Genomic DNA, 23,847 nt, shown 5'->3' with positions numbered 1-23,847 from the left:
TCCTAGCAAATGATATTTGGGTGATTTTCAATTTTTTACACACTCTCGAAAGCAGCGTGCTAATATTATATCTATTTAATAGATTCAAAATAAGTATAGAGGAGTGATGATATGGTGGTAAATATGAATCAAGTTGCTTCGTCGATCGTAACTACATCTAACGATGTGGCCCAAGTTCGTACAATGACACAAAGTCTTTTTTCGACCGATAATCCGAATCAACTAGCTCCCGGTGTGACCGATTACTGGATTGATTATGTGCATCAACAAGTTCAATCTCTACCAAATAGTTATGCAATAGAAAAACGGGAATTAAATACACAAGTGAATCAGGCAAAACGTCTGAGTAAATCACAAAATGTATTGCGCAGTGGGAGTTTTACAGGTGAAGGGTGGCAACTTGGACGCAAGGTGTTCATCTCATCAGGAGACTCACAATACGCGGGGCAGCAACTGGTGTTACCTCCTTCTTCCCTTGTATATCCATCTTATGCCTATCAGACTGTACCGGAATCAGTATTAAAACCGTATACACGTTATTATCTATCCGTTTTTGTCTTACAAGCGGATTCTCTACAAATTATGGCTTCCCGCTATGGAAATGAAGTCAATCAAGTCGTGAATGTAGCCTATTCTACGTCTCTGCCAACTTCTGTAGAAGGTGTTAACAGTAGTCCAAACTTCTTTCAATATCCAATTGATGTAGGTGCATTACATCCAGAAGCGAATATAGGCATTACAGTTGGTTTTACCGTACCGTCGAATGGATTCGCAAAAATAAGTCAAGTTTCCTTGACAGAGGGACGCCCACTAACTGCGGCAGAAATAAGAAAAGCACAAAACCAAGAGGAACAATGGCTACAACCCTATTTGGCGCAACAGGCACAAATCACTGCGGGTTTACAGCAGGCTACAAATCAATTAAATGCCATGTACGATTCATCCAATTGGAGCGGAACGATCGGACCAAACGTAAGTTATACCGATATAGAGAACTTAACAGCACTTCAAAACAGTGCTCCTCAAGAAGGATCTATGCCAGGTATACCAATGCAAGATCGATATGCACAACAAAAAGCAGCAATCTATCAAGCCGCTCTTCGCGCTTGGAATCAACTACAAGCACGGAATATTGTTCAAAATGGTTTGTTTCTTCAACAAGCACAAAACTGGAATATAGCCGGTACAGTGAGTTTCCCACAAGACAGTAATCGGAAACCTGTCTTGACATTATCGAATTGGGATAGCACAGTTACTCAAATCATTACCTTACCAAGTGAGGGCGGCAACACAGAGTATCGTGTTCGCGTTCGTGCCAAAGGACAAGGAACGATTTCCATTGTGCCACCAGGAAATCAAAGACATATGTTATTCTTCACCCAACCTACTTTTATGACCCAAGAATTCTATTTCTATCCAGATGCGAATACGAGCCAAGTGGATTTGATTATTCAATCAGAGGGTGCAGAGTTTACGGTAGATTGGGTAGAAGTACAAGAAATGATATATGAAGAAATCACACCACATAGTGTTTCAGGTGGAGATACAGTAATAAATACCATTGGGGTTGCTACTCCACTCGCACAACCAGGAGCATCTATAATGGCATCACATTCACAAATCAAGCTGTCGACAAATCAACCTGCTAGTAATTGTCAGTGCAAGCCAACAAGTCATGCACCTTTCAGCTGTCAATGTAATCAAAAATAAGGATGTCGGTTCGCTAAACGCTATTCATGAGAATGTATCAGAACGTAAAAGAAAGAGACAGAACCTAGGAGTACCTTCTCTCAACCTAGATTTTGTCTCTTTTTTATGGCGTTACAACACACATATGCAATCATACAATATAGAATTATCCCAAAATGTATAACGAATGCTTTCATTTTGACAGGCACTACATTATTTCGAGAAGAAAATAATACTAAACTCCTTTAATATTATTAGATACTATTCGAGGTTCTGTTGCAAAGTTTTTTAAATGCAGCTAAACTGTAGGGAAAATGTGCTAAGGAGAATGAAACATGAGATATTTTAAAGAAAAGCAATTCAAAAAAGATATTATTTTAGTAGCCGTTTTTCTTTAAGTTATCGCGATGTATCTGAACTTTTGAGAGAGCATGGAATATTGGTTCATCCAACAACTATCATGCGTTGGGTCCATGAATATGGGAATTTGATTTATCAAATCTGGAAGAAGAAAAACAAGCAGGTACGATCATCGTGGAAATTAGACGAGACTTATATAAAAGGAAAATGGGTTTATTTATATCGTGTGATTGATAAAGATGGATACACATTAGATATTCAGCTTCGAAAAACACGAGATCATCAGGCGGCATATGCCTTTATGAAAAGATTGGTAAAGGCTTTATCTGTTGTGAGAACCAACGGTTCTCACAACAGATAAAGCCCCAGCGTTACTATGTGCATTTAACAAATTAAAAGAACAAGGTTTTTATAAACATACAACTCATTGCACTATCAAACATCTGAATAATCTTATAGAACAGGACCATAGGCATGTTAAAAGACGTTTTGTTAAATCCGCAGGATTTCAAAACCTTCGACATGCTTCACGTACCTTGAAAGGCATTGAAACCGTTCATGCTTTATATAAAAGAAACCGAAGTCTTGGCTCAGACTTCGGTTTTTCAACGTACAATGAATTACAACAATTACTCACAATTGCATAAGATTCAGATATAATCAATTTCACCTTTTTATTTCTTAAGAAACTTTGCAACAGAACCCTATTCTTTCTCCACCGCGAGCGGTTCAATCGTTACATTTTTAAAGGTAAACTTATATTATTTTAGTATGTCATAGAAATTGTTTCTTTTCAAATTATTCTCCATGTGAATATTGATTTGCATATTCTACATAACGCTTTACTGATAAATGAGAAAGGAATCCAGTTTTTTTATGACTTCCTCTGTAGACATGTTTCTTTCTAGACAGCGTAGAATATAGGTATTCCGTAAGTGCTGTGCTGAAATTCCTTTTCTCAGTTGCGCTCTGGCTACTTCTAATCGAATCATCTTTTGTACAGCAATGGCTGTTAGTGCTTTCGGAGCATCATTGTCATACACCCAACGAAATGTCTCTCGTTTAAAATCAAATGTAACCAATAACGAATCTGTACTGTGATATCTAGGACGAACTAGTTCAGGTATCGTTTTATAGTACGTAAATAAACATATTTTATCCTCTTCCTTTAACATGATCCTTCTCTCTTTCCCTTTGTTATGTAAAACAGTAATCCTGTTTTTCCAAAGTGCACCTGTTGCATCTGTAACGATACGAGTTCTTGTAGTGTGAGCCCATAATCCAAAAGAAGTGATAGGATGGATACATTTCGATCTAGGAGAAGCGGTCGAATGGAAAGTTGTTCTTCTGACAATCCTTCAGAAGAAGTAAGAATGTTTTTCAGCTTTTTCTCTTCTTCCTTCGTAATAAAGTCCTCCTTCCGTAGGGCCCGATTCGGTGGAGTGATTCCCTGCATTTCTACAATAGGACTTGGAATATCCAAGAACTGATACAATTTCTTTCACACGACTGCAATACGATGAATGGTTCTCTCTCCATCCTTTCGTTTGTATATGAGCTCCTGAAAATAGGCTTCAAAATCCTCTTTATCTAGCTTGTTCCATACGTTCTTTCCTTGAAAACGATTCGAGGTTTGCAGCCATCTTCCAAAGTCCTCAATATCATAGACATATCGTTTAATTGTGGATGCTTTTCTTCCACGACTAGCTAAAAAGAAAAATTTTGTAAGGTATCCTCAAATTCTTTTCTATTCATATACCTATCACCTCACTTTTTCTGTACAATTTTCATTTCAGCTTAGCTGGGTATTTCCAATCTCGCTTATCTTGTTTATCAGGTTTTGTTTTTGGCTTCTTTCGCTCTATTTTGTTCTTCACCTGATTTTGTTGTTCGAATGTATCTAACTTTGTTTGCATTTTCTCCATTTGTTCTTTTACTTCTTTAAGTTCCAACTTGATTTCTGATAACAACCTTAAAATTGCATCACCTTTATTCATAACAACCGCCTTATTTCAGAAGATGAATATTTTCTCAACGTATAATAGATTGAATCTTCTGTTTTATTAGGTATAATTAAGAAGAATAACTGTCATTATTTCCTTCTCGAAGGACGGACTATGCCAATAGAACCGTTCTTTTTTTATTATTTTTTACCAATCTAGTCTAATTCTCTCACATCATAATGAAAGAGTCCATTACAACAAGTAATGGACTTCCATTAAAATCACAAAAAGTAGCTCTTACTTTATCCTTCATGATTAATATCAACTCGCCTGTTTAATTGGTATGATAGGTGGAATTGAAATAGACAAAGGATAACTGCGAGTTTCTCCCATCATATTTTTTGCTACCACATGATACATATAAGATTGCTCAGGCAGGATATTTAAATCTGTAATAGTAGATGCCGTAAAGGTCTGGATTTTTTGGTTATTTTTATACAAATCGTATGCAGTCGCATTTTTCGCTGCTATATTAAATTTGATTTCAGAAGAATTTATATCTGTCGCTGCCATCTGCACACCAAATGGTGGATATTGTTTTTGTGAAGGTTTAATCACGTATGCTACACTATTTGACATGTCTAATAATGTCTGATAATGCATATATGCATATCCGTGGTCACCAAATTTTGTCCCCCAGCTATTTCTTACAATGAACCATTGGTTTGTTTCATCATACCCCACTACAACAAGAGCGTGTCCCCCTCTGGACTTCTTTTCTGTAACAGGTGGTACAATTCCGGATGTAGGAGTTGCATCAAAGTTGGGGTATACATGTATTCCCACTAAAACAGGGTCTTGATTGGCTACTGCTTGCTTTATATCAGCAAGCATATTTGCTTGACGTATAGCTTGATAGGAACTAATTTTATAAGGCACTGCATTTTTTTGCTGTAGAGCTGTAAGGGGTTCTTTAAATTGGTTTGTATTTTCTGGATTTAAATCATACAAGCGTTCTGTTTCTGGAGGTACGCCTTCTTGTTTTAAAATTTGAAAGGCGGATTCGAAATACATACCATCCTTTGGTCCACTTGGATAATAAATATAAGAGGGCGATAAATACGTAATGTCTGTTCCACGTGCTCCTGCATCTTTTGCAATATAGTATTCTCTTAAAGCAGTTGTAGCAAATGGGACACATGTACCAAACTTCCCTTGACTTCGTACTTCTGGAAAATATTCACGTAAATCGATGCGATTGGGAAGAATATTTGGATTTTGAATTCCCTGTTGTTTTTGTTTGGTTGCTTCTTGTTTTGTGAGATAAGAAATAGATGGTGTATAATCAGGTATATCTTCTTTCATTTTAGTATCTTTTAAACCCAATCCATACGTAGAGAAATCATTTGGTTGAAATGATGTTTCTGTTTCAGCATGTACAACTGGCGTAAACAACAAACCGATAATTCCGACTAATAATGTTATCATAAAAAAAATAAACGTATTCCCCTTCATAAAATTCCCCTCTCCAAATGTATTCCTTTTTCGTAAACTAAAAATTTAGTTACGCACTAAATATATAACAAATGAAATGTATAAACTAGATTACATAAGTTGATAAATAGTTTATTCCCGAAATGGTATGGTGAGGCCTTATATTATAGTATCTGCAAAATCAATTAAAAATCCCACTGCCTAATTAGGCAGTGGGATTTTTAGATTACTCATTGTGAAAGTGTAAAGTGAATTCGTAATATTTAAAATAAATATTATCAATTTACTTTATTTTACACTCATGACAAAATATAATTATGCTAAATTTTTCTTTCAATCTTTTCCCTAATAAAGATTGAAGCCATTCACAATGTTTAGCTTGAAAAAGGAAAGCTCATTTCTTGTAAAAGAATGAGCTTTTTCTTTACTCTTTTTCATACATATTCTATCATATAGTTTACGATATTACTACATTATTCTTATGTGTTTTCTTAGGTTTATCATGTATTACTATTTTTGGAGAAACAATAAACATATACACTATGTCAAAAACGATGGTTTTTGATAATTATATTTTTTGATAAATGATAAGATAAAAAACTAGGTAAACTCGTTATCAAAAGTATTACCAAAAACAAATTAACATTAATGCACCTTTTTGATAAAATTAACTTCATGAGGAGGTTATGTTTCATGCAAAATCATATATACGGCTATGTCAGGGTCAGTACTCAACAACAAGATTTGATTCGTCAATTAGATTTATTAAAAACTTGTAAATGTACGGAAATTCTTACCGAAAAAATATCTGGAACAAAAAAAGATAGACCTGAATTAATGAGATTAAAAGATAAGATTCGAACCGGTGATACTTTAATTGTAGAAAGCTTTTCAAGATTAGGAAGAAGTACCAAGGATTTAATTGAACTCGTTGAGTATTTTGAACAAAAAGGTGTAAAGCTCATTAGTTTAAAAGAAAATTTTGATACACAAACACCACAGGGAAAACTCATGTTAACTGTTTTCCAAGCATTTAGCCAGTTTGAACGAGATCTAATCGTCCAACGGACGAAGGAAGGATTGGAAAGTGCTAGAGCTAGGGGAAGAAAAGGTGGCCGCCCGAAGGTAAAAGAAAAATACATTGAAAAAGCGTTAAATCTATATGCCTCTAAAGAATATAGTATTAGTGAAATAGTTGCTATGTCTGGAATTAGTCAAGCTACTTTATATCGATACATAAAAGAAAAGGGGATAAGAGATAAGGTACATCCTATTGGAAAAGAAAAAATAGCCAAAATTAGAATGTGGCTTAGAATAGAAAATAATAATAAATTTGTTAGGGGAAAAAGCAAGGTACGAAAAGAGGTGGAGCAATATCTTCGATATGATTTTAATATGGAAATGAATTCATCTAACGAATATGTATTTTTCGTTCCCTACAAAGATATTTATGATTTAACAAAACAGGTTGAAGATATTATCTGTGAGATTGCAAATACTGCTGATTGGAGAAATTGTTTTATTGAAGCAGACACGTATTGTGATGAGTTAGATTTATATTGGTAAAATTTTAAAGGGTTTGGATTCCTATTGCCGTTTTTGTTCCATTATTACACAAACGCCTAATAAAAGGAGATACCCTCGTTGTAACAAGAATGGACCGACTAGGACGGAATACAATTCAATTACTACAATTTATTGAACATCTTCATAAAAAAGGCATACACTTTGCTGTTTTAAATTTAGGAATTGATACAAGAACTCCAACAGGAAAATTCTTTTTAACAGTTATGTCAGCCTTTAGTGAGTTAGACCGAGAAATGATTAAGGAAAAACAAATTGCTAGAATCAAACTTGCAAAACAAAAAGGAGTATATCATGGGAGAATAAAAAAATATACGGAACAACATGCAGGGATGAACCATGCGATTGAATTACGCCAACAAACGAAGAAAACGATTAAAGAAATTTATGCTATCACGGGTGTACGTCAAGCTGCGTTATATCGGAAATTAAGAGAATTGAAAAAAGATGAAAAGACGACTCTTTAATATAGAAAAGAATCGTCTTTTTATGTAAAAATATTCCTTAACGTACAATTTTCTTTTTTCGGTCGTGTGACCCCTAGTAAGTCTAAGGAACATTCTCAACAAGATAAGGAGGCGGCAGCACAAACACAATCGGCGCAAAATCAAGAGACGCCTCAAAAACAAGGGGAATCAAAAGAAGTAAGTTCTGAGCAACCTAAAAATTCACTCACAGTTACTGCGATAGGCGATTCTGTTATGATTGATATTACTCCGTATTTAAAAAATACTTTTCCTGATATTAGGATTGATGCGCAAATTGGTCGCCAGCTGTCAAAAGCGATTCCGGAAGTTGAACAGTTAAAAAACGAAGGGAACTTAGGAAACTATGTCATTATTGGATTAGGTACAAATGGAGCCTTTACTACGGAGCAACTTGTTTCATTAATAAAATTAATTGGAAACGAACGTAAAATCATATTTATTAATACGAGAGTACCACGTCCGTGGGAATCAATCGTGAATGAGAGACTGAAAATAACGGCATCTGAATATCCGAATGTAACTCTAGTTGATTGGTATACAGCAAGTGCTGGAAAGAGAGACTACTTTGCACCTGATGGTGTGCATTTAACCAAATTAGGGGCACAAGCATACGCAGCACTTGTAGCCCAAGCGGTGAAGCAATAATAGAATATGTTTTATTAATTTTTGGTTCCACCCCATTGCTATCAAGCTAACAAAAAAATACCCCCTAACAAGAAAAAATACGCTATTCTTTTTGTAGAAACATAGGAAAGGATGGCGTTTTTATATGTCTATTTCTATATCTGATGAATTACAACTATTTGCTCAAGATATTCAAAGATTTTTATCTCCAAATGCCTTACAAGATCTTGCTAGAAATGTTGGTTTTGTTCAGAAACTGAGTAAGTACCAAGCAAAGGATTTAATCGCTTTATGTGTGGATGAGTGAAAAGGTTGCTACGGCGTCTTTAACTCCGCTATCGTGAATTTAATGCATTCGATGTATCTGTAAACAGTTCACGTGGTAATTTAGATTTTGATAATGGGGCACTCCTCATTTAGAAGCAACAGAGTGTAAATATGATAGTGATTCTTGGAAACCTCATGATGGTGTAAAGGGAGATATTGCTAGCATGTTATTTTATATGACTGTTCGGTATGAAGGGGACAATGGAGAAATTGATCTAGAACTAAATGATAGAGTGAACAACAATACGTCTCCTTATATGGGACGAATATCGGTCTTACTACAATAACATGAACAAGATCCCGTGGATAATTTTGAACGAAGGCGTAATGAGCTTATTTATACAAAGTATCAACAGAATCGGAACCCATTTATTGATCATCCTGAATGGGTACAGCAAATTTGGAGTTCATAGGTAAACTCATACTAAAATATTTACATAATCGCTAGTACGTTAAAACCCTTTGAAAAACTGAAATCGTTTTTCAAAGGGTTTTATTTTTTAATATAATGTGAACATATTATACACAGTATGCTGATAGATTTCTCCGTTTGTTTTAAAAGATCCAGAAAACGTTCTTGTCTCCGGTACATATCTTCCCCCATTTATTTCTGGATATACGGATGTTTGTTTACAGGAAAAAACAAGATTCAAAGGGAGTTGAAACGAAACATTTCCATTTTTATCTGTTCGTTTCTTTGCATAGATTGTATTGTCCTTTTTATTATAGATTGTAAATTCTACATCTGCTAGATTGTTTCCAGGATAATACTTAAATCCCCCAGGCTCACTATGATCATATTTCCATTCCATGGCTGTCAATGTAATTTCTAATGTTCCCACTTCATTTCTTTGTGTTTGTAGAGATGGTTCACTAGCTGCTTGTACATGCTGCGGTGCCGCTGTACTCAACAGAAGTGCGCCTGCTGCAATAGGTACAGCTAAAAATCGAAGTGCATATTTTACGGTTTTGTTCATTCTATTTCCTCCTCAATATATGAAATGGATTGTTCCTAACAAACATCCATGTTCTCACTTTGTCTCCCTCGTAACAATTCCATTTTTTTAAAACATCTATCATTATGAGTGATTCACCTTCCATTCTTTTCTGTTTCCCCGTGAATCGACCATATGGAGGGATTACACTCTCAATCACATGCGACTTAAATATTTTATTAACAACACTTTAGTTACATCATAAATAAATTTCATATGACATACAAGGTTCTATCTACATTTCTCAACTTATGCATATTACGAATCAGAAACAACATCTCCCTGTGTAGAACCGTTTAAAGTCGAAATAACGTAGATAAATGGTGATTTTATGATACTTATTTTAACCTAAGGAGGTGTTTGTTATTTTTCCTATTTATGTCCTTAACATGACATGTAGACAAGAATCAAAAAAATAAAATCTCAGATTTTGTATGAAACATACAGAATATAAGATTTTATTTCTCATGTTTTAGGTTGTTGACACCAAATTTCATCCTCTCTAGACTAAATATAAGATCACATCCGAATTCATATTCAAAGCTTACCAATCTATAAAATTGGCAAGTGACATTTAAGGGAGGCGTTACCAAGTGACATTGCTAGAAAATATATTGACACATAATGAAACGTTTGTACAAAAACAAGAGTACGAACCTTTTGCTACAACCAAATTTCCAAATAAAAAATTATTGATTGTGACGTGTATGGATACCAGATTGTTAACATTATTACCACAGGCATTGGGCTTACAAAATGGGGATGCCAAAGTCATAAAGAACGCAGGCGCTGTGATTTCCCATCCTTTTGGTAGTATGATGCGGAGTATCATACTGGGCATTTATGAATTACAAGTAGAGGAAATTTGTGTGATTGGTCATGAAGATTGTGGTATGGCGGGTTTGCAAGCTGAGCCGCTATTAGAAAAGGTAAAACAGCAAGGCATTGATTCCACTTGCATTCGTACATTACAACATGCAGGCATTGATCTATCTACATGGTTAACCGGTTTCCGAAACGTACAGGAAAGTGTTCAACATAGTGTAGAAATGATACGCCAACATCCTTTATTACCACCTTCTGTACCTGTTCATGGACTTGTCATTCACCCCCAAACAGGTCATTTAGAAGTCGTTATAGAGGGATATTCCTACGCACATACAACAAGTCCTTAAATACATGCAGGAAGAGGAGGAAAATGATGAGATTTTCAGGCAGATATGCTGGATATAACCTTGCTAACTTACAAAAAGATATGCTGGCAGGATTGGTTGTCGGGATTGTAGCGATTCCGCTTGCGATGGCCTTTGCCATCGCTTGTGGGGTACGACCTGAATATGGTATTTATACGACGATTATCGCAGGAATTTTCGTATCCATATTTGGTGGTTCAAAATATCAGATTGCGGGACCCACAGGTGCATTTGTACCGATTTTACTCGGTATTGTGATGCAATATGGCTATGAAAACTTATTAATTGCTGGTTTTATGGCAGGAATGTTACTTATTATCATGGGTGTTTGCAAACTAGGAAGGTTTATCACCTTTATTCCGCGACCTGTCATGATTGGTTTTACAACGGGGATTGCTGTCATTATTTTCTCTGGACAGATTGCAAATTTTTTAGGGCTTCATCACCTGGAAAAGCAAGAAACCTTTTTTTATAATATGAAAGAAATTGGAACAAATATCGCAGAATTGAATCCATATAGTATCCTTACCGCTTTTCTTTGCTTAGGAATTGTGATCGCAGCTACAAAATGGTTACCTCGAATTCCAGGCGCATTATTAGGCTTGGTCATTTCAAGTTTGATCGCAACTCTATTATTTCCGAATCAAATCGAAACGATTGGGACTACATACGGCGATATTCCACATCAGCTACCAGACTTTCAAATGCCTGAATTTACATGGGATACTGTCCTTATGTTACTTCCAGCAGCTTGTATTATTGCAGCATTAGGTGGGATTGAATCATTGTTGTCTGCTATGGTGGCAGATAACATGGCAAACAGCAAACATAATAGTAATAAAGAACTGGTGGGACAAGGAATTGCGAATATGGTGACATCCTTATTTGGCGGCATTCCTGCGACCGGTGCCATCGCTCGAACTGCAACAAATATTAAAAATGGAGCGACTTCGCCAGTATCAGGCATGATACATGGAATAGTAGTATTATTGGTGTTAGTATTTCTGTCTCCGCTTGCTTTTCATATTCCACTGGCTAGTATGGCACCGATTTTAATGGTTGTTGCTTGGAATATGAGTGAGCAGGATGAGTTTATTCATATTCTAAAAACAAAAACGGGGGACACGCTGGTCCTTGTATTGACATTCCTAGTAACTGTTTTCACAGATCTTACAACTGGCGTAAGCGTGGGACTACTTCTTGCGTTTCTTTTATTCATTGGAAAAATGAGCAAATCCTTACGTGTTCGAAAAGCGTTGCCAGATCCAGTAGATTCCTATGTCAAGTCAGAAATCGTTGAAAATGGGAAAAATTGTCCGCAAATCGGTATCTTCAACGTAGAAGGTCCCTTATTCTTTGGTACCATAAAAGAATTCGAAACATCTATAGAAGCATCCTTACAATCTAACACTCACATCCTTCTTCTACGTATGGGAAACGTTTCTTTTATGGATACTTCGGCAGAGTCTGCAGTAGAAGACATTCGAAAAAAAATAATTGAAAAACAAGGAACCCTTTTGATTTCAGGTATCCAGCATCAACCGAAAGACATATTCTATCAAACAGGGTTATACGAAAGGATTGGAGAGCAACACTTTTTCACGCGTACAGGATTAGCATTAAACTTTGCACTACAAGAATTAGAGCTATCCACATGTAAGGGCTGTAAACAATTTGCGTTTCAAGAATGTACAACACTTTCTGAACCATCTGGCGAAACAGAATCAGATAAGAAACGTTCTCCAATGGAAATTAATATGTAAATCATGAAGTAACTCTATAAGTATATAGGGTTCTGTTGCCAAGTTTGAGAAAACATAGACCTGCATACAAAATCCTATTGTAGTTTAAGCAGATTTGAATAATTCCTGTAACGCATTGTATGCCGAAAAGACGGAGTCTGATGAAAGACTTCGTCTCTGTTTATATAGAGCTTGAATCGTTTGCATCCCTTTTAGGGGTAATGACAGGGTTGCTGTCATAGACCGTAAAGTAAGTTTTAAATAAAGAATACAACATTATGATTGTTGGTACAGGAACATCCGGTATTGGGAAATCTACATTTATTACAATAATTACTAGTTTAATTGAATTACCAGAAGGATAAAAAGTGCACGGTGCACTTTTGGAAAATGTTTGTGGTAATCATTTTGGGAATGATTTTTGGTAACGACTTAACCTATTTAAATCGAGAATCCTAATAAAGATTGAACAAGTTACAAAAATTATGGTTTTTGGTAACTGATTTTAGTACTTTATTCATTTACTTTGCGGTTCATAGCCAGAACCCTGCCACTACCCCCATTAAGATGCACGTCCCTTTCGCTATACAAGGTTTTATAAAATGGTGCCTAGTCCTTCTACATTTAAAAATATTAAAGTACGAATCCAAAATCTCTTCCTATGTATAATCTTCTTATCGTTTCATCTTCAAAATCTATAATGAATGGACAAAAAAGAAAAACCGCAATCTGTATGAAAGCGTCTCTTCTTTGTACCTAAACTTACAGACAACGGAAAGGAATTCACATTCACTTGCATCTTAACACACACCCACATCGACGAATATTGAGAAAGTTCTACATGTATGATAGATACATAGAACGAAGGGATTTCATTAGTTTGCTTTTACAACTACTGATGACGCTTGATCATTCCATGTTCTTTCGCCATCTCCCATACTATAATCTGTTAAATCGACACTAGTACCATTATTCGCTATAGCTAACGCACGACCTTGTGCATTCTTATGCTCATAAAGGGTTGTATAATTACCGAATTTATGTGTCCATACGGAAGACACCTGATCATTACTACTTGCACTAAAGTTCGTTATCAGTATGGGATTTCTACCTGCATTCGCATTAAATTTTGCCCCCTTCAAGTTAGTATCATGATAAAAAGTAGAATAAATTTGGGAAGAAGATTGTAATAATTTTGGAAAAGCTGGCGCAATGGGATGTTCTTTTAAATAGGATTCGAACGCTATTTGACTATCAAATCCAATGATTGTCGGCTTTGTATTGTCTTTGCTTGGGATAGCAACTTGATAAGGTTGAGATACCGTATCTGCATGTGCTGATGTATGTGATACTACAAACAGTATGGTCCCCGTTAATAACGCAGTAAAAACTACACCTACCTTACGTTTCAAAATTATCACTCCTATTTGTTTTATACGTACTCGCGTAGTATACAATGAATTTAGGCTTCTTATCAGCCTCTCTTCATATTTCTCAACAAGAGATGCTATAAAATACCGGTGGCTTGCCTCTCCATAGACAGCGTTCCTAATGTGCTACTGTAAATCATCCTTTCTACAACCCCTTTTATTACGAATCGAAATGCTTTCATAAAAAATTCACTCCAGCAGGGAATGTGAAAAAGGACGGCGAATGATAATGTTTGTTTACAGAAGGAAAACCTTGAGAAGAGAATTTCTTTGTAGCTGTTTTTCTGTCCAATCTATTGTTTAGAAGAAAAAACGCATCCCGCTGTAAATACACACTGTGTGTGAACGGTATAACATGCGAATACTCCGTTAAATGGGGAGAAAATAAACGTGAGGAGGGACATACCATGACTGTGAAAAAATTGCATTTTTTATCTGTAGGATCATGTTTTCTAGATCAATCCGCCGTGAATCTAACGTTACCACCAGGCAAATTACTTCGCATGCCTGTCTGGTCTTTTTTACTAGAAACACAGAGGGTCCAGTTGTAATTGATACGGGAATGCCAGATACTTTTATCAGCAATCCCAAATATTATAAAGGAACGAATCGAGAAAATCGAGTCGTTCCTCACATGTTCGAGAAAGATTCCATCGTGAACGCAGTCCAACGTGTTGGGTATCAGCCAGAAGAAATCCAAGTTGTTATTAACTCTCATTTACATGTCGATCATTCTGGAGGAAACAAACATTTTCGTCATAGTTCCATTGTCATCCAACAAGCAGAATATGAGGCTGCAATCGGGAATGAAAATTATGCTCCATTAGAATGTAGACTACCAGATTTACAATATCAGATGGTTACAGGGGATCATGAGTTGCTTCCAGGTGTACAACTCCTTTTTACGCCTGGGCATTCTCCAGGACATCAATCTATTCTGGTTACAACAGAAAAATCTGGACCCATCCTTTTAACGATCGATGTTGCTTACACGAAAGAAAATTTTGAAAAGGACATTCCCTTTTTCGGATTTGATCAGAAAATGGCAAAACAATCCATTCTATGTATGCATGATGTCATTCGAGACATACACCCAACATTGGTTTTTTTCGGACATGATAGAGAACAAGCGCAGCACGTACGTTTATTTCCACACTATTGATTCCTCGAATAGAAAATAACATGCCATTCTTTTCTTATATTTGGTGAGAAAAGAATGGCATGAAATATAAGACATTGAGAAATTTAAAATTGCTTACTACTTATCTAGTATTAGTTCCTGTTTTTTCTCATTGTTTTTCCACCGAAAAGAGCGAAGCATACGTGGATGTCCTTTCCAGTTCATTCATCTAAAACGATAAAAAACATACAATCTCATCCATGTAGCAAGAAAAAACTTCCTTTGCATTGTTACTGATTTTCCACTGTTGTATGAGACAATACGTTTTTTCTTTGCAAATCATGTATGGTATGCCAAATCCCTTGTTGAAAGGATGTGGTACGTATAGGACCAATCCATTTTTCGTATTTGTCGCCACTTAAGGTAAGTGGCTCTTTTGTTAAATATAACATTTCTACAATTTCTCTCATTACGGGAATAAACATTCCGAGTAACGATAGTCCCATACGGCCCAGCGGAATAACAGGTTTGGAGTACCCACTAGCCTGACGTGCAATTCGTACAATTTCCTGACCTGAAATAAGGCCCGCACCTGGAAGATTCCAATTTTCGCCCCTCCCATAGGCTGTGTCCCGAACAGCCAGCTCTGTAATCATGAATGCTGCATCTGGTAAGTAAATAAATTCTCGTGGGACGTGCATATTCCCAATAAAAAATGCCATCTTTCCACAAGCAATTGCTTGGAGGGTCGAACCGAGGTAAGAAGCTTCGTTTGCGGTGGGTCCATAGTAATCTGGTAAACGAACAATCATCACGGGTACCTTGCCCTACCTCTTTTCAAGTAACATTTGTTCAAAAGCCAGTCTTGTTTTCTCCTTCTTGGTATGTGGTCGTTTCGGATGATTCTCAGCAACCCGATCACTTTGTCTTCTTCCATAAGGATAAATGCCATCGACTACAACTACTTTTACTCCTAATTGATTCGCCGCCCCCATTACCGATTCTCCTAACGGAATTAATTTGTTCTCCATTTCATGATAGGGAACATTTGCACAATGAAATAAAACATCCGCGTCCTCAGCCGCCTTTACGATATCATCTTGACAAAACGCATCCCCTGTTACAATCGTTACATGTTCGGGATTTCCAATTTTTATTCGAAGTTGTTCTAATTTCTGAAGGGATCTCCCAAACAGAATAGTAGGGATACCTCGCTTTGCTAATTCTTCTGTAATCGCCGCTCCCGTGCCACCAGTAGCTCCAACCACAATCGCCTTTTTCAATCCAATCACCTCTTTCTTAAAATAGGGATAAAAATGAAACATAAAATAAAAAGAACAGATTACATAGTCCGTTCTTTAAAAAGATAATCATAGAGATTGACTTTAATCATAACCTAAAATACAGAAAATTCAAACTTATACTTATCAAACAAAGATTGACAGAAAAGATGTATGCAATATTTCTGTTACCTACATAATTCTCATCCGAACAACACACGCTACTATACATACCAATTCTTAACAGAAGGAGTGTATATGAAAAGTAGTCTAAAACTCATTTCTATAGTTTTCCTTTTTTGTCTATTGTGTGCTTGTGCGGAACGAAGAGAAATTGAAGAATTAGGATTTGTTGTTGGCGCCGCTTATGATCAAGCACCAGGGGAGGGAATCAAAGGAACCTATCAAATGGTATTACCCAATACACTTAGTACCTCAGAGCGTGGTACATCTACACAAAAAAATTATATTAATTTAAGTGCTACAGGAGAAAGTATTTTTGCTCATTTCCGCATGATTGCAAAAAAAATTAGTCGACCTTTATTTTTCCCACACATACAAGTCATTATTTTCTCTGACAAACTCTTACAAACACCGTATATGTTACAACATATTTTAGATGTGTACACACGTGACGACGCAATGAGAAGAAATATTCGACTCTTTGTATCGAAGGGGAACGCCGAACATATTTTAAAGCAAAATGCAGGTCCGGAGTATTTACCTGCCAAATACGTTGAAATGTTATCAGAACATACACAAAAAAACGCACAAATGGTAGAGAAAAAACGAATTGGTGATATTCATAGTAAGATTCTTGCCAAGAAAAGCTTTATACTGCCAGTTTTATTGCAAACCAAACAAGGAATAGCATTAAGTGGGGCCGCTTTGTTTAGCGGAAAAGATAACCGTTTCGTTACAATTTTACCTGCAAAAGATACAGCCTCCTTAAATTACATGACTGGTTCGCAGATAAGAGGAATTTTTACCGTTTTAAAACAGAAACAACTTATCACTTTTGAATTTCAACGTGTACATCATCGTATGAAAATAGATGTTACGAATCAAACTCATCCTAAAGTAGATATATACGTTATGGTAGACGGGAAATTGGCAGAGATTCATTCCTCTTTACAGCATCAATTTTCACTACAGCAATTGAATAACTTACTATCGAAAGAAATGGAAAAACAATTACAAAGTACGATACAGCGTATACAAAAACAATATAAATTAGATGTCCTCGAAATAGGAGATGCATATCAGCGTAAAGACTATAAAAAATGGAAAACGATAGAGAAGAATTGGGAAAATGGAAAACACTATTTTACTACGTGTCAAATTCGCATTCATGTAAAACCAAACATGACACAATCGGGTTCTACATTACCAAAATAGTACGCGAGGAGATCTACACGGAACTTTTATTTCATGATTTCTTTTTTACACCACCATATAAAAATCAATAGGAGTATAACAATAATGAAAGGGTTCTGTTGCAAAGTTTGAAAAAAATATAAACTCGTTTGCAAAATATAGTTATAGTTTAAGCAGTTCTGAATAGCTCTTGTAATTCCTTGTACGTCGAAAAAGAGAAGTCTGGAAGACTTCTCTTTTGTTTGTATATCGCATGAATAGTTTCGATTCCTTTCAAGGTACGTGAAGCTTGACGAAGACTTTGAAATCCTGCGGATTTAGCAAAACGTCGCTTGATATGTCTATGATCTTGTTCGATGCGGTTATTCAAATGCTTAACGGTGCAATGTTTTGTATGCACATAAAAACCGTTATGTTTCAGTTTTTTGAACGCACAAAGTAGAGCAGGCGCCTTGTCTGTTGTGAGAACCGTCGGTTCTCCAAAAGCTTTCGCTAACCTTTTCATAAACGTATAGGCAGCTTGATGATCTCTTGTTTTACGAAGTTGAATATCCAATGTATGCCCTTCTTGATCAATCGCGCGATAAAGATAACGCAACTCCCCCTTGACTTTGATATAGGTTTCATCTAGATGCCATAATAATTGAGCAGTTTTGTTTTTCTTTTTCCAGATTTGATACATAAGATTACCATATTCATGTACCCAACGCATGATTGTTGTTGGATGAACTGATATTCCGCGCTCTTTCAAGACTTCAGATACATCACGATAGCTTAAAGAAAAACGACAATAGTAGCCGATGGCTACCAAAATAATATCTTTCTTGAATTGTTTTCCTTTAAAATATCTCATGCGTCATGCTCCTCGCATCCTTTTTCTTACATTTTAATTTCACTTAGAAAACTTTGCAACAGAACCGAAAAGACGATCAAAATTGTTCAAAATTACATCTCTAATTTTGCAAAGATATAACGTTGGGGTGCTGTTTTCTTTGTATTATTTATTGTGTTGCTTCCATACGCCATGATTTTTATAATAGGTGTTCCGTCCATTCATAAAATCAGCCGTATGACCAGGAATACTATATTTTTTATTCTTTTTTCTCACTTTCTTTTCCAAGCGCCTTTCTTCTCGCATCACTTGGATATCCGCTTTCCATTCTTTAAGTGCATTCTTTTTACTCCGCATTATATATAAACCCCTTTATTGCGCGCGCATACACAAAAAGCCCCCCTATCATGCAGGTTCTTTCCTAGAATGCAAAAAATAACTCTTACTTTACTTTTTTCAATTATTATCATAGCGAATTAGCATGATAAAGCCTAGAAATTCTTCAACATATAGCATTTCTATTTTGTCCAAAAAACAGACAAAATGTTAGCGTCCAATTTATATAATAAAAAGGAATATTGCATTGCACATTTTTGATACTGTAGTTTCATTGCATTGGACTTAATAAACGAGAAGAAATAGGTTATGTTGATAGATGGACTGAATTGTTTTGATTCCTTTTGTAGAAGTAGTAGGCGTTTCTCAAGTCAATGCATCTAATTTATTGTGTGTACCTGTAGAAAAAGCACCTGTCGTTACAACCAATAATTCATATGAATTGGTCGTGACGACCAAACTTTCTCGCTGTCAGTTCATTTGTGGCGCTAATATCCTATTGTAAGACGTTTTAAATTAAGTTGAATAGCAAAACGAACAAATCGATTACTAACCGTTTATAAAGGTTTTAGATACCTTTAAATAAAATAGGTGTTTTTCGTAGGTGGAATACAACTCCATATACACTGTATACTCCTTATTTCGATTGATTATCCTCTGAATCAGCGGAGGGGGATTAAAAAGAATAAGATGCTCTATGAGTTATTTGTGTCGAAAATTGTAAAACAAGCTATTTTAGCGCCGGAATTAGTTTCATAAACAAAATATGTTTCTTTTGTTATCATAAGGAAAAAGAAACATAGGGGAGAATGGAAGATGAATGCAAAAGAAACGAGAATTCAAATTATAAATATACAAGAACAGCATTGCCGTGGATGTGAATATCTATTCGGTTCTTATCAACATTGCATTGCAAATTGTAAATGGGGGAAAGAAGTATACCAGTTAGGAAAGCATTTGTCTGGGGAGGAAAATGTGAGAGCAAAGAATGCAGAATGGAAATGGGATCAATTGTGTGAGGATACGGTTCAGTTACGGAATACAGGAATGGGATATGTGGAAATTGCAAAACGGTTAAAATGTCGCGCCAGTAGTTTACGTGAGCATTTGAAAAAGCGTGGACTATATGAATGATGTATCAACGATGTTATAAGAATATGGATGGTATTTAAAAGTGCATAAAAAGCTTGCAATGTTAGCATGCGGTATTTTTGCTCATCTGTCAGTTCTTATTGAGAGACATGCTAGTGGGTATGGAAGGAAGTAAATTTGCTTCAATAAGATGAACATAAGCCGTATACTAGCCAAACGAAGCCAAAACCTGAGCTTAGGTTTTGGCTTCGCAACATATGATGCATGCAAACTTAGGTGTTATTTTTTTATATTAATTTTTCCAATGGTATTAAATTCATCATCAGGTTGTAAGGAACGAGTTAGTTCATTACAACGTAAAATTTTCCCATCTTTCAATTCAAAAATCGCTATGATTTCGATGACACCACTATTCCCATTTTTCTTCTTTACATGAATCTCATATCTTAGCGTTGCTGTTTGATTCTCTTCATCAAATAAAAGGTCATAAAAAGGTGACAATTCCAGTGTGTTTACTATACTTTTTAAAGTTTCCATGTGAGTATGAAACCTTTGTATATTCACCTCTGTACCATCCGTAACTTGCATATATTGGTCACTAAAATAATCTGATATGTTATCTAACTTCAAATCTAAGATAACATCTTGATACACTTGCTTTAGAAATGTATAAGCTTGTTCTTTATTCAACACGATCACTCCTTCCATATTTCGTTTGTCCATGTATTTCAAAAGGGAATAATAATATCTAATCTTACTTCATCAAATGTATCAAATAGATGATAATGGTTCTCTGCTTTTTGATGAAATTTTTCATAAATGGAGGCTAATTGGCTTTCAAAAATAGTTACAATAAAATACATCAATTTCTATTACCTTCTTTTTATTACCATCTTGATTGCCTTTATAATCGCTAGTTTAGATACATGTAATTTGCTTGAGAATAACACAGAATTTGTTAGATTTTTTTATAAAAAACCCCATTTATTTATAATTTGTATGAAATGAACCAAGTTTATTATATTAGAAAAAATATATTGTCCTTATAGCTAAATGATTGAGAAATAAAGATGTCTTGTAATCCATATGTAACAACTTTTTATTACATATAGGTTGCATGGCGCTTACAATGAATGTGTAAGATCATGCATATGTCGAAGGGATCAACTTTTTAGGAGCAATGTAATTACAGACCAGTAGATATTCGAGGGTAATAAAAATAACTTTAAAATTCGGAATTTTTAGTTTGTTTTTTCTCAACATTTGAATTAAAATAAACCTATATTCTATCATTTTCACAGAAGGGATTAAAAAGAGATGAGAATGGTTTTATGTTCATTATTAGAAGAGTTGCTGCAAGACTATGAGAAACATCATTCACATATGTATTTTATGTTCCAAAAAAACGAAGAGGACTATGTTTTTACTGATGTGAATCAGGCATTACTCCAAACTGTTCATCAACAAAGAACTGATTTTGTAGGGCAAACCATAGATACTGCACCGCATCTTGGAGATGAAGCAACAAGGGCAAAATTAAAAACCATTTATCCATTAGCTTGGTCAGGAAAAAAAGTAATTTTTTACTGTTTTCCAGATCGTAATGTAGATATATTTGTGATCACATATCTTGAACCTCAATATGAAAAGGGGAAAGTGGTACAAGTGAGGGGGCGCTGTGCATCCTTTGATAAAAATAAATGTCATGATACGTTACAAAATCTTGAAGAGTTCGTTACTTTTGAAATGTTACCTGAATAATTCACAGTAAGTTCCTTCTTTCATCACATATATCAGCTGTGTATGTGTGAAGTCATAGTGAGCGCGATTATTTTCTCAACAAGAACCTTTGGGACATATGATAAAATGAGTATGGATAGGGCTATATATTTTTTTCAATAGATTAAGAGATGTTATTAAAATTGAAGTGGTTATCCAGTCAAAGAGAAGCGCTCACGAGAGTGTTTTTCTTTTTCAAAAAATGATGAGGGCTAAGAAAAAGAGTATGTAATACATATATACTCCTTATCCATATGCTTTTCTAGGGACCTTTAGCTCAGTTGGTAAGAGCAGACGGCTCATAACCGTCCGGTCGTAGGTTCAAATCCTACAAGGTCCATCACTATTCGTATACCGTTCTTATTAGAATATATACGGGTATGGACAATCCTAATCCAGAAACAGTTACATGGATCATGATAAGATTGAAAATGAATACATGTAACAAACAGAAAAAGGTGCTCTTAGGGGCACCTTTTTCTGTTTATAGAATTTTAATATATATTACTTCTCAATATATATAGAACGTATAATCGTACGTGTGTATGGATGCCCCGCTTTATTTTTCCCGTTCACATCAATGGTAAAGTTGTATACACCTGATTGCTCTATATGCTGTAACGTGGTAGATAGCGTATGTGCATCTACTTGCTGAACGCCATTAGATTGTGAAATCAGTGTACCTGTCCGATCGACAATTCGAACCGTCATAGAGACATCCTCCACTTCAACTGGGTTTTTATCAGCAAATTGGATTTGTAATTTTGCTTGATTTGCTCTCAGCTTAGCCGGTATTTTCAAATGGAAAGGTGCTTCTTGTTGATACTGTACCATCGCTAAATAAGCATCTGTCCCTTCCGTATTCATACGTATCTTCCAGTCTCCCACTTCCATACTTTTTATTTGAAATGTATGAATAAAGGCCCCTTTAAAAAAGGTATCATCACCCGTTGTTACTACCGCAGCCTGTTTGGTGTAAACCTTCCCTGATGGCGAAATAAGTTGTATCTCTACTTGTTTACTCGCAGTCAAAACCGATACAGTTCCTGATGTCAATGTATCCACAGAAAACACAGCGCGATTTTCTTGATGTGGGATCAGTTCTCCGCCTAAAACCGTTTGGTTTTCTGTCGGTCCTAACTCTGTATAGGGCTCATTCCTAGAAGACGCGGCAGACGGTGACCATGCTGGCCCCATTTTTTTCGTTCGTAAGTAAGGTTCTATGCGAGAAAAGACGGCACTTCCCGTTCGAATTGAATCATGATCTAATGTAACATCAGAAAAAAGGTGGGCACCGTACGGCAAAGTGGTACTCCATTCACTGACAAGGCCATCGTTATTTCCATATGGTGACAAATACAATCCTCCCATAGATAAAGCAGAAAAAGTAGGCCCCCAACTGGTTCCTGCTATCGTGTAATATTGATTGGATTTTGTGGCAGGATTCGTATCAATAATCGAGCGAAAACGTGCCATTTCCCCGGTTTGTAACGCATACGTTCCTTCATCTTGTTGCCCTAGTAAAGAGGCAAGCCATCCCGCCCACCAACTATAGGATAAATCTGCTAGATGTGTCCCATAATGAGGGGATCCAAGTGTGATGACCTTATCCACAAAACGATGCGCCCCATATTGTACAAGAGCCGCTTGTGTATCAATGCCCCCTTTGCTATGCGCGATGATGTTGACTTTTTTTCCAAAATGTTGCGAAATGGCTTCTAATTTTGCAGCTAATAGTTTCCCATTTGTCCAAGGACTTACCGACCCTGTTCCCGCCGCATCGTACAGTTGTACAAAAGCAGTTTGATAGCCAGCATCGTAAGCAAGGTCATACATCGTATTTTTTCCATGATAGTAAGTATCTCCATACCAATCATTTGCCTTTCCGTTTTTTCCTTGCACAAATACAATCGGTGATTTGGTAGGGTCTACCTGTGTAGGTGTTGCTCCCACAAACCAATCCCCTGGCCGGAATGTTTCTTTTGGTGGAAATACCTTTCCGTAATTTGGATGTGTTTCTGCAGATACAGAAGGTGCGTTATAAAAAATGAAAAATAAGAAAAGCAAAAGAAAGGATTGCAGTAGTCTTTTACAATGTTTCAAATGAATACCCCCTCATGTTTTTATCTTTACATACACTTTCAAATGAAGATTACATCTTC

Annotated in this window: 15 protein-coding genes, 1 tRNA gene and 9 pseudogenes; 14 read left to right on the top strand and 11 right to left on the bottom strand. The window is 35.9% G+C overall.

The annotated features are described in order from the left end of the window. Nucleotides 1–111 precede the first annotated feature (111 nt). Nucleotides 112–1,710 (top strand): hypothetical protein, encoded by a 1,599-nt coding sequence (locus F3I02_RS15520; protein ID WP_196477872.1) that lies wholly within the window; start codon nt 112–114, stop codon nt 1,708–1,710. Between the two features lie 314 nt (nt 1,711–2,024). Further along, a pseudogene (locus F3I02_RS15515) lies at nt 2,025–2,696 on the top strand (IS6 family transposase). 151 nt (nt 2,697–2,847) lie between these two features. Here F3I02_RS15515 and F3I02_RS15510 read toward each other — a convergent pair. The 3 genes and pseudogenes from F3I02_RS15510 to F3I02_RS15500 all read right to left on the bottom strand — a co-directional run bounded on the left by F3I02_RS15510 (nt 2,848) and on the right by F3I02_RS15500 (nt 5,507). Beyond that, nucleotides 2,848–3,804: pseudogene (locus F3I02_RS15510) on the bottom strand (tyrosine-type recombinase/integrase). A 32-nt stretch (nt 3,805–3,836) separates the two neighbouring features. Then, a complete protein-coding gene (locus F3I02_RS15505) occupies nt 3,837–4,046 on the bottom strand; it encodes a hypothetical protein (RefSeq protein WP_196477595.1) in 210 nt (69 codons plus the stop codon). A gap of 267 nt (nt 4,047–4,313) precedes the next feature. Then, a complete protein-coding gene (locus F3I02_RS15500) occupies nt 4,314–5,507 on the bottom strand; it encodes a C1 family peptidase (RefSeq protein WP_196477594.1) in 1,194 nt (397 codons plus the stop codon). Nucleotides 5,508–6,179: 672 nt separating this feature from the next. On the opposite strand from F3I02_RS15500, the gene F3I02_RS15495 reads away from it, so the two are divergent. The 5 genes and pseudogenes from F3I02_RS15495 to F3I02_RS15475 all read left to right on the top strand — a co-directional run. Further along, nucleotides 6,180–7,052, top strand: a complete 873-nt coding sequence (locus tag F3I02_RS15495) for a recombinase family protein (RefSeq protein WP_196477593.1) — start codon at nt 6,180–6,182, stop codon at nt 7,050–7,052. A 53-nt stretch (nt 7,053–7,105) separates the two neighbouring features. After that, nucleotides 7,106–7,537, top strand: a pseudogene (locus tag F3I02_RS15490) (recombinase family protein); the annotation flags it as partial. Between the two features lie 75 nt (nt 7,538–7,612). Next, a pseudogene (locus F3I02_RS15485) lies at nt 7,613–8,203 on the top strand (SGNH/GDSL hydrolase family protein); the annotation flags it as partial. Between the two features lie 124 nt (nt 8,204–8,327). After that, nucleotides 8,328–8,523 (top strand): annotated as a pseudogene (locus tag F3I02_RS15480) (IS4 family transposase); the annotation flags it as partial. Nucleotides 8,524–8,533: 10 nt separating this feature from the next. Continuing rightward, nucleotides 8,534–8,922, top strand: a pseudogene (locus tag F3I02_RS15475) (endonuclease); the annotation flags it as partial. Nucleotides 8,923–9,009: 87 nt separating this feature from the next. Here F3I02_RS15475 and F3I02_RS15470 read toward each other — a convergent pair. Beyond that, entirely contained in the window at nt 9,010–9,486 is a 477-nt protein-coding gene (locus F3I02_RS15470; protein WP_196477591.1) for a SpaA isopeptide-forming pilin-related protein, read from the bottom strand. 611 nt (nt 9,487–10,097) lie between these two features. Here F3I02_RS15470 and F3I02_RS15465 point away from each other — a divergent pair. Beyond that, a complete protein-coding gene (locus tag F3I02_RS15465; protein ID WP_196477590.1) occupies nt 10,098–10,679 on the top strand; it encodes a beta-class carbonic anhydrase in 582 nt (193 codons plus the stop codon). A 26-nt stretch (nt 10,680–10,705) separates the two neighbouring features. Beyond that, entirely contained in the window at nt 10,706–12,460 is a 1,755-nt protein-coding gene (locus F3I02_RS15460) for a SulP family inorganic anion transporter (RefSeq protein WP_196477589.1), read from the top strand. An 84-nt stretch (nt 12,461–12,544) separates the two neighbouring features. Here the strand turns inward: F3I02_RS15460 and F3I02_RS35135 are convergent. Together F3I02_RS35135 and F3I02_RS15455 are read right to left on the bottom strand one after the other, a co-directional pair. Continuing rightward, nucleotides 12,545–12,664 (bottom strand): annotated as a pseudogene (locus F3I02_RS35135) (IS6 family transposase); the annotation flags it as partial. 650 nt (nt 12,665–13,314) lie between these two features. Next, on the bottom strand, nt 13,315–13,860 hold the full coding sequence (locus F3I02_RS15455) for a hypothetical protein (protein ID WP_308018386.1): 546 nt from the start codon (nt 13,858–13,860) through the stop codon (nt 13,315–13,317). 416 nt (nt 13,861–14,276) lie between these two features. Between F3I02_RS15455 and aiiA the strand changes: the two are divergent. After that, nucleotides 14,277–15,031: pseudogene (gene aiiA / locus F3I02_RS15450) on the top strand (quorum-quenching N-acyl homoserine lactonase AiiA). Nucleotides 15,032–15,279: 248 nt separating this feature from the next. Here aiiA and F3I02_RS15445 read toward each other — a convergent pair. Then, nucleotides 15,280–16,314: pseudogene (locus tag F3I02_RS15445) on the bottom strand (SDR family NAD(P)-dependent oxidoreductase). 213 nt (nt 16,315–16,527) lie between these two features. Between F3I02_RS15445 and F3I02_RS15440 the strand changes: the two are divergent. Beyond that, nucleotides 16,528–17,667 (top strand): Ger(x)C family spore germination protein, encoded by a 1,140-nt coding sequence (locus tag F3I02_RS15440; protein ID WP_196477587.1) that lies wholly within the window; start codon nt 16,528–16,530, stop codon nt 17,665–17,667. Between the two features lie 148 nt (nt 17,668–17,815). Here the strand turns inward: F3I02_RS15440 and F3I02_RS15435 are convergent, their stop codons facing one another. Continuing rightward, nucleotides 17,816–18,499, bottom strand: coding sequence for an IS6 family transposase (locus F3I02_RS15435; RefSeq protein WP_196477586.1), 684 nt, complete (start codon nt 18,497–18,499; stop codon nt 17,816–17,818). 144 nt (nt 18,500–18,643) lie between these two features. Continuing rightward, nucleotides 18,644–18,835, bottom strand: a complete 192-nt coding sequence (locus F3I02_RS15430; protein WP_196477585.1) for a hypothetical protein — start codon at nt 18,833–18,835, stop codon at nt 18,644–18,646. 795 nt (nt 18,836–19,630) lie between these two features. Here F3I02_RS15430 and F3I02_RS15425 point away from each other — a divergent pair. Then, nucleotides 19,631–19,948, top strand: a complete 318-nt coding sequence (locus F3I02_RS15425; protein ID WP_065486709.1) for a hypothetical protein — start codon at nt 19,631–19,633, stop codon at nt 19,946–19,948. A 237-nt stretch (nt 19,949–20,185) separates the two neighbouring features. Here F3I02_RS15425 and F3I02_RS15420 read toward each other — a convergent pair whose 3' ends face one another. Next, entirely contained in the window at nt 20,186–20,596 is a 411-nt protein-coding gene (locus F3I02_RS15420; RefSeq protein ID WP_230876835.1) for a nuclear transport factor 2 family protein, read from the bottom strand. Between the two features lie 627 nt (nt 20,597–21,223). On the opposite strand from F3I02_RS15420, the gene F3I02_RS15415 reads away from it, so the two are divergent. Continuing rightward, entirely contained in the window at nt 21,224–21,667 is a 444-nt protein-coding gene (locus F3I02_RS15415; protein WP_196478122.1) for a hypothetical protein, read from the top strand. A 284-nt stretch (nt 21,668–21,951) separates the two neighbouring features. Further along, nucleotides 21,952–22,025 (top strand) — tRNA-Ile (locus F3I02_RS15410). A gap of 164 nt (nt 22,026–22,189) precedes the next feature. On the opposite strand, the gene F3I02_RS15405 is transcribed toward F3I02_RS15410, so the two are convergent. Continuing rightward, complete coding sequence (locus F3I02_RS15405; RefSeq protein WP_230876834.1) at nt 22,190–23,788, bottom strand: DUF7379 domain-containing protein; 1,599 nt, start codon at nt 23,786–23,788, stop codon at nt 22,190–22,192. Between the last annotated feature and the right edge of the window lie 59 nt (nt 23,789–23,847).

The sequence above is a fragment of the Bacillus sp. SRB3LM genome, from assembly GCF_015712745.1.
In the GTDB taxonomy this organism is placed as follows: Bacteria; Bacillota; Bacilli; order Bacillales; family Bacillaceae_G; genus Bacillus_A; species Bacillus_A thuringiensis_K.
This window is presented reverse-complemented; position numbering and strand designations above follow the sequence as displayed.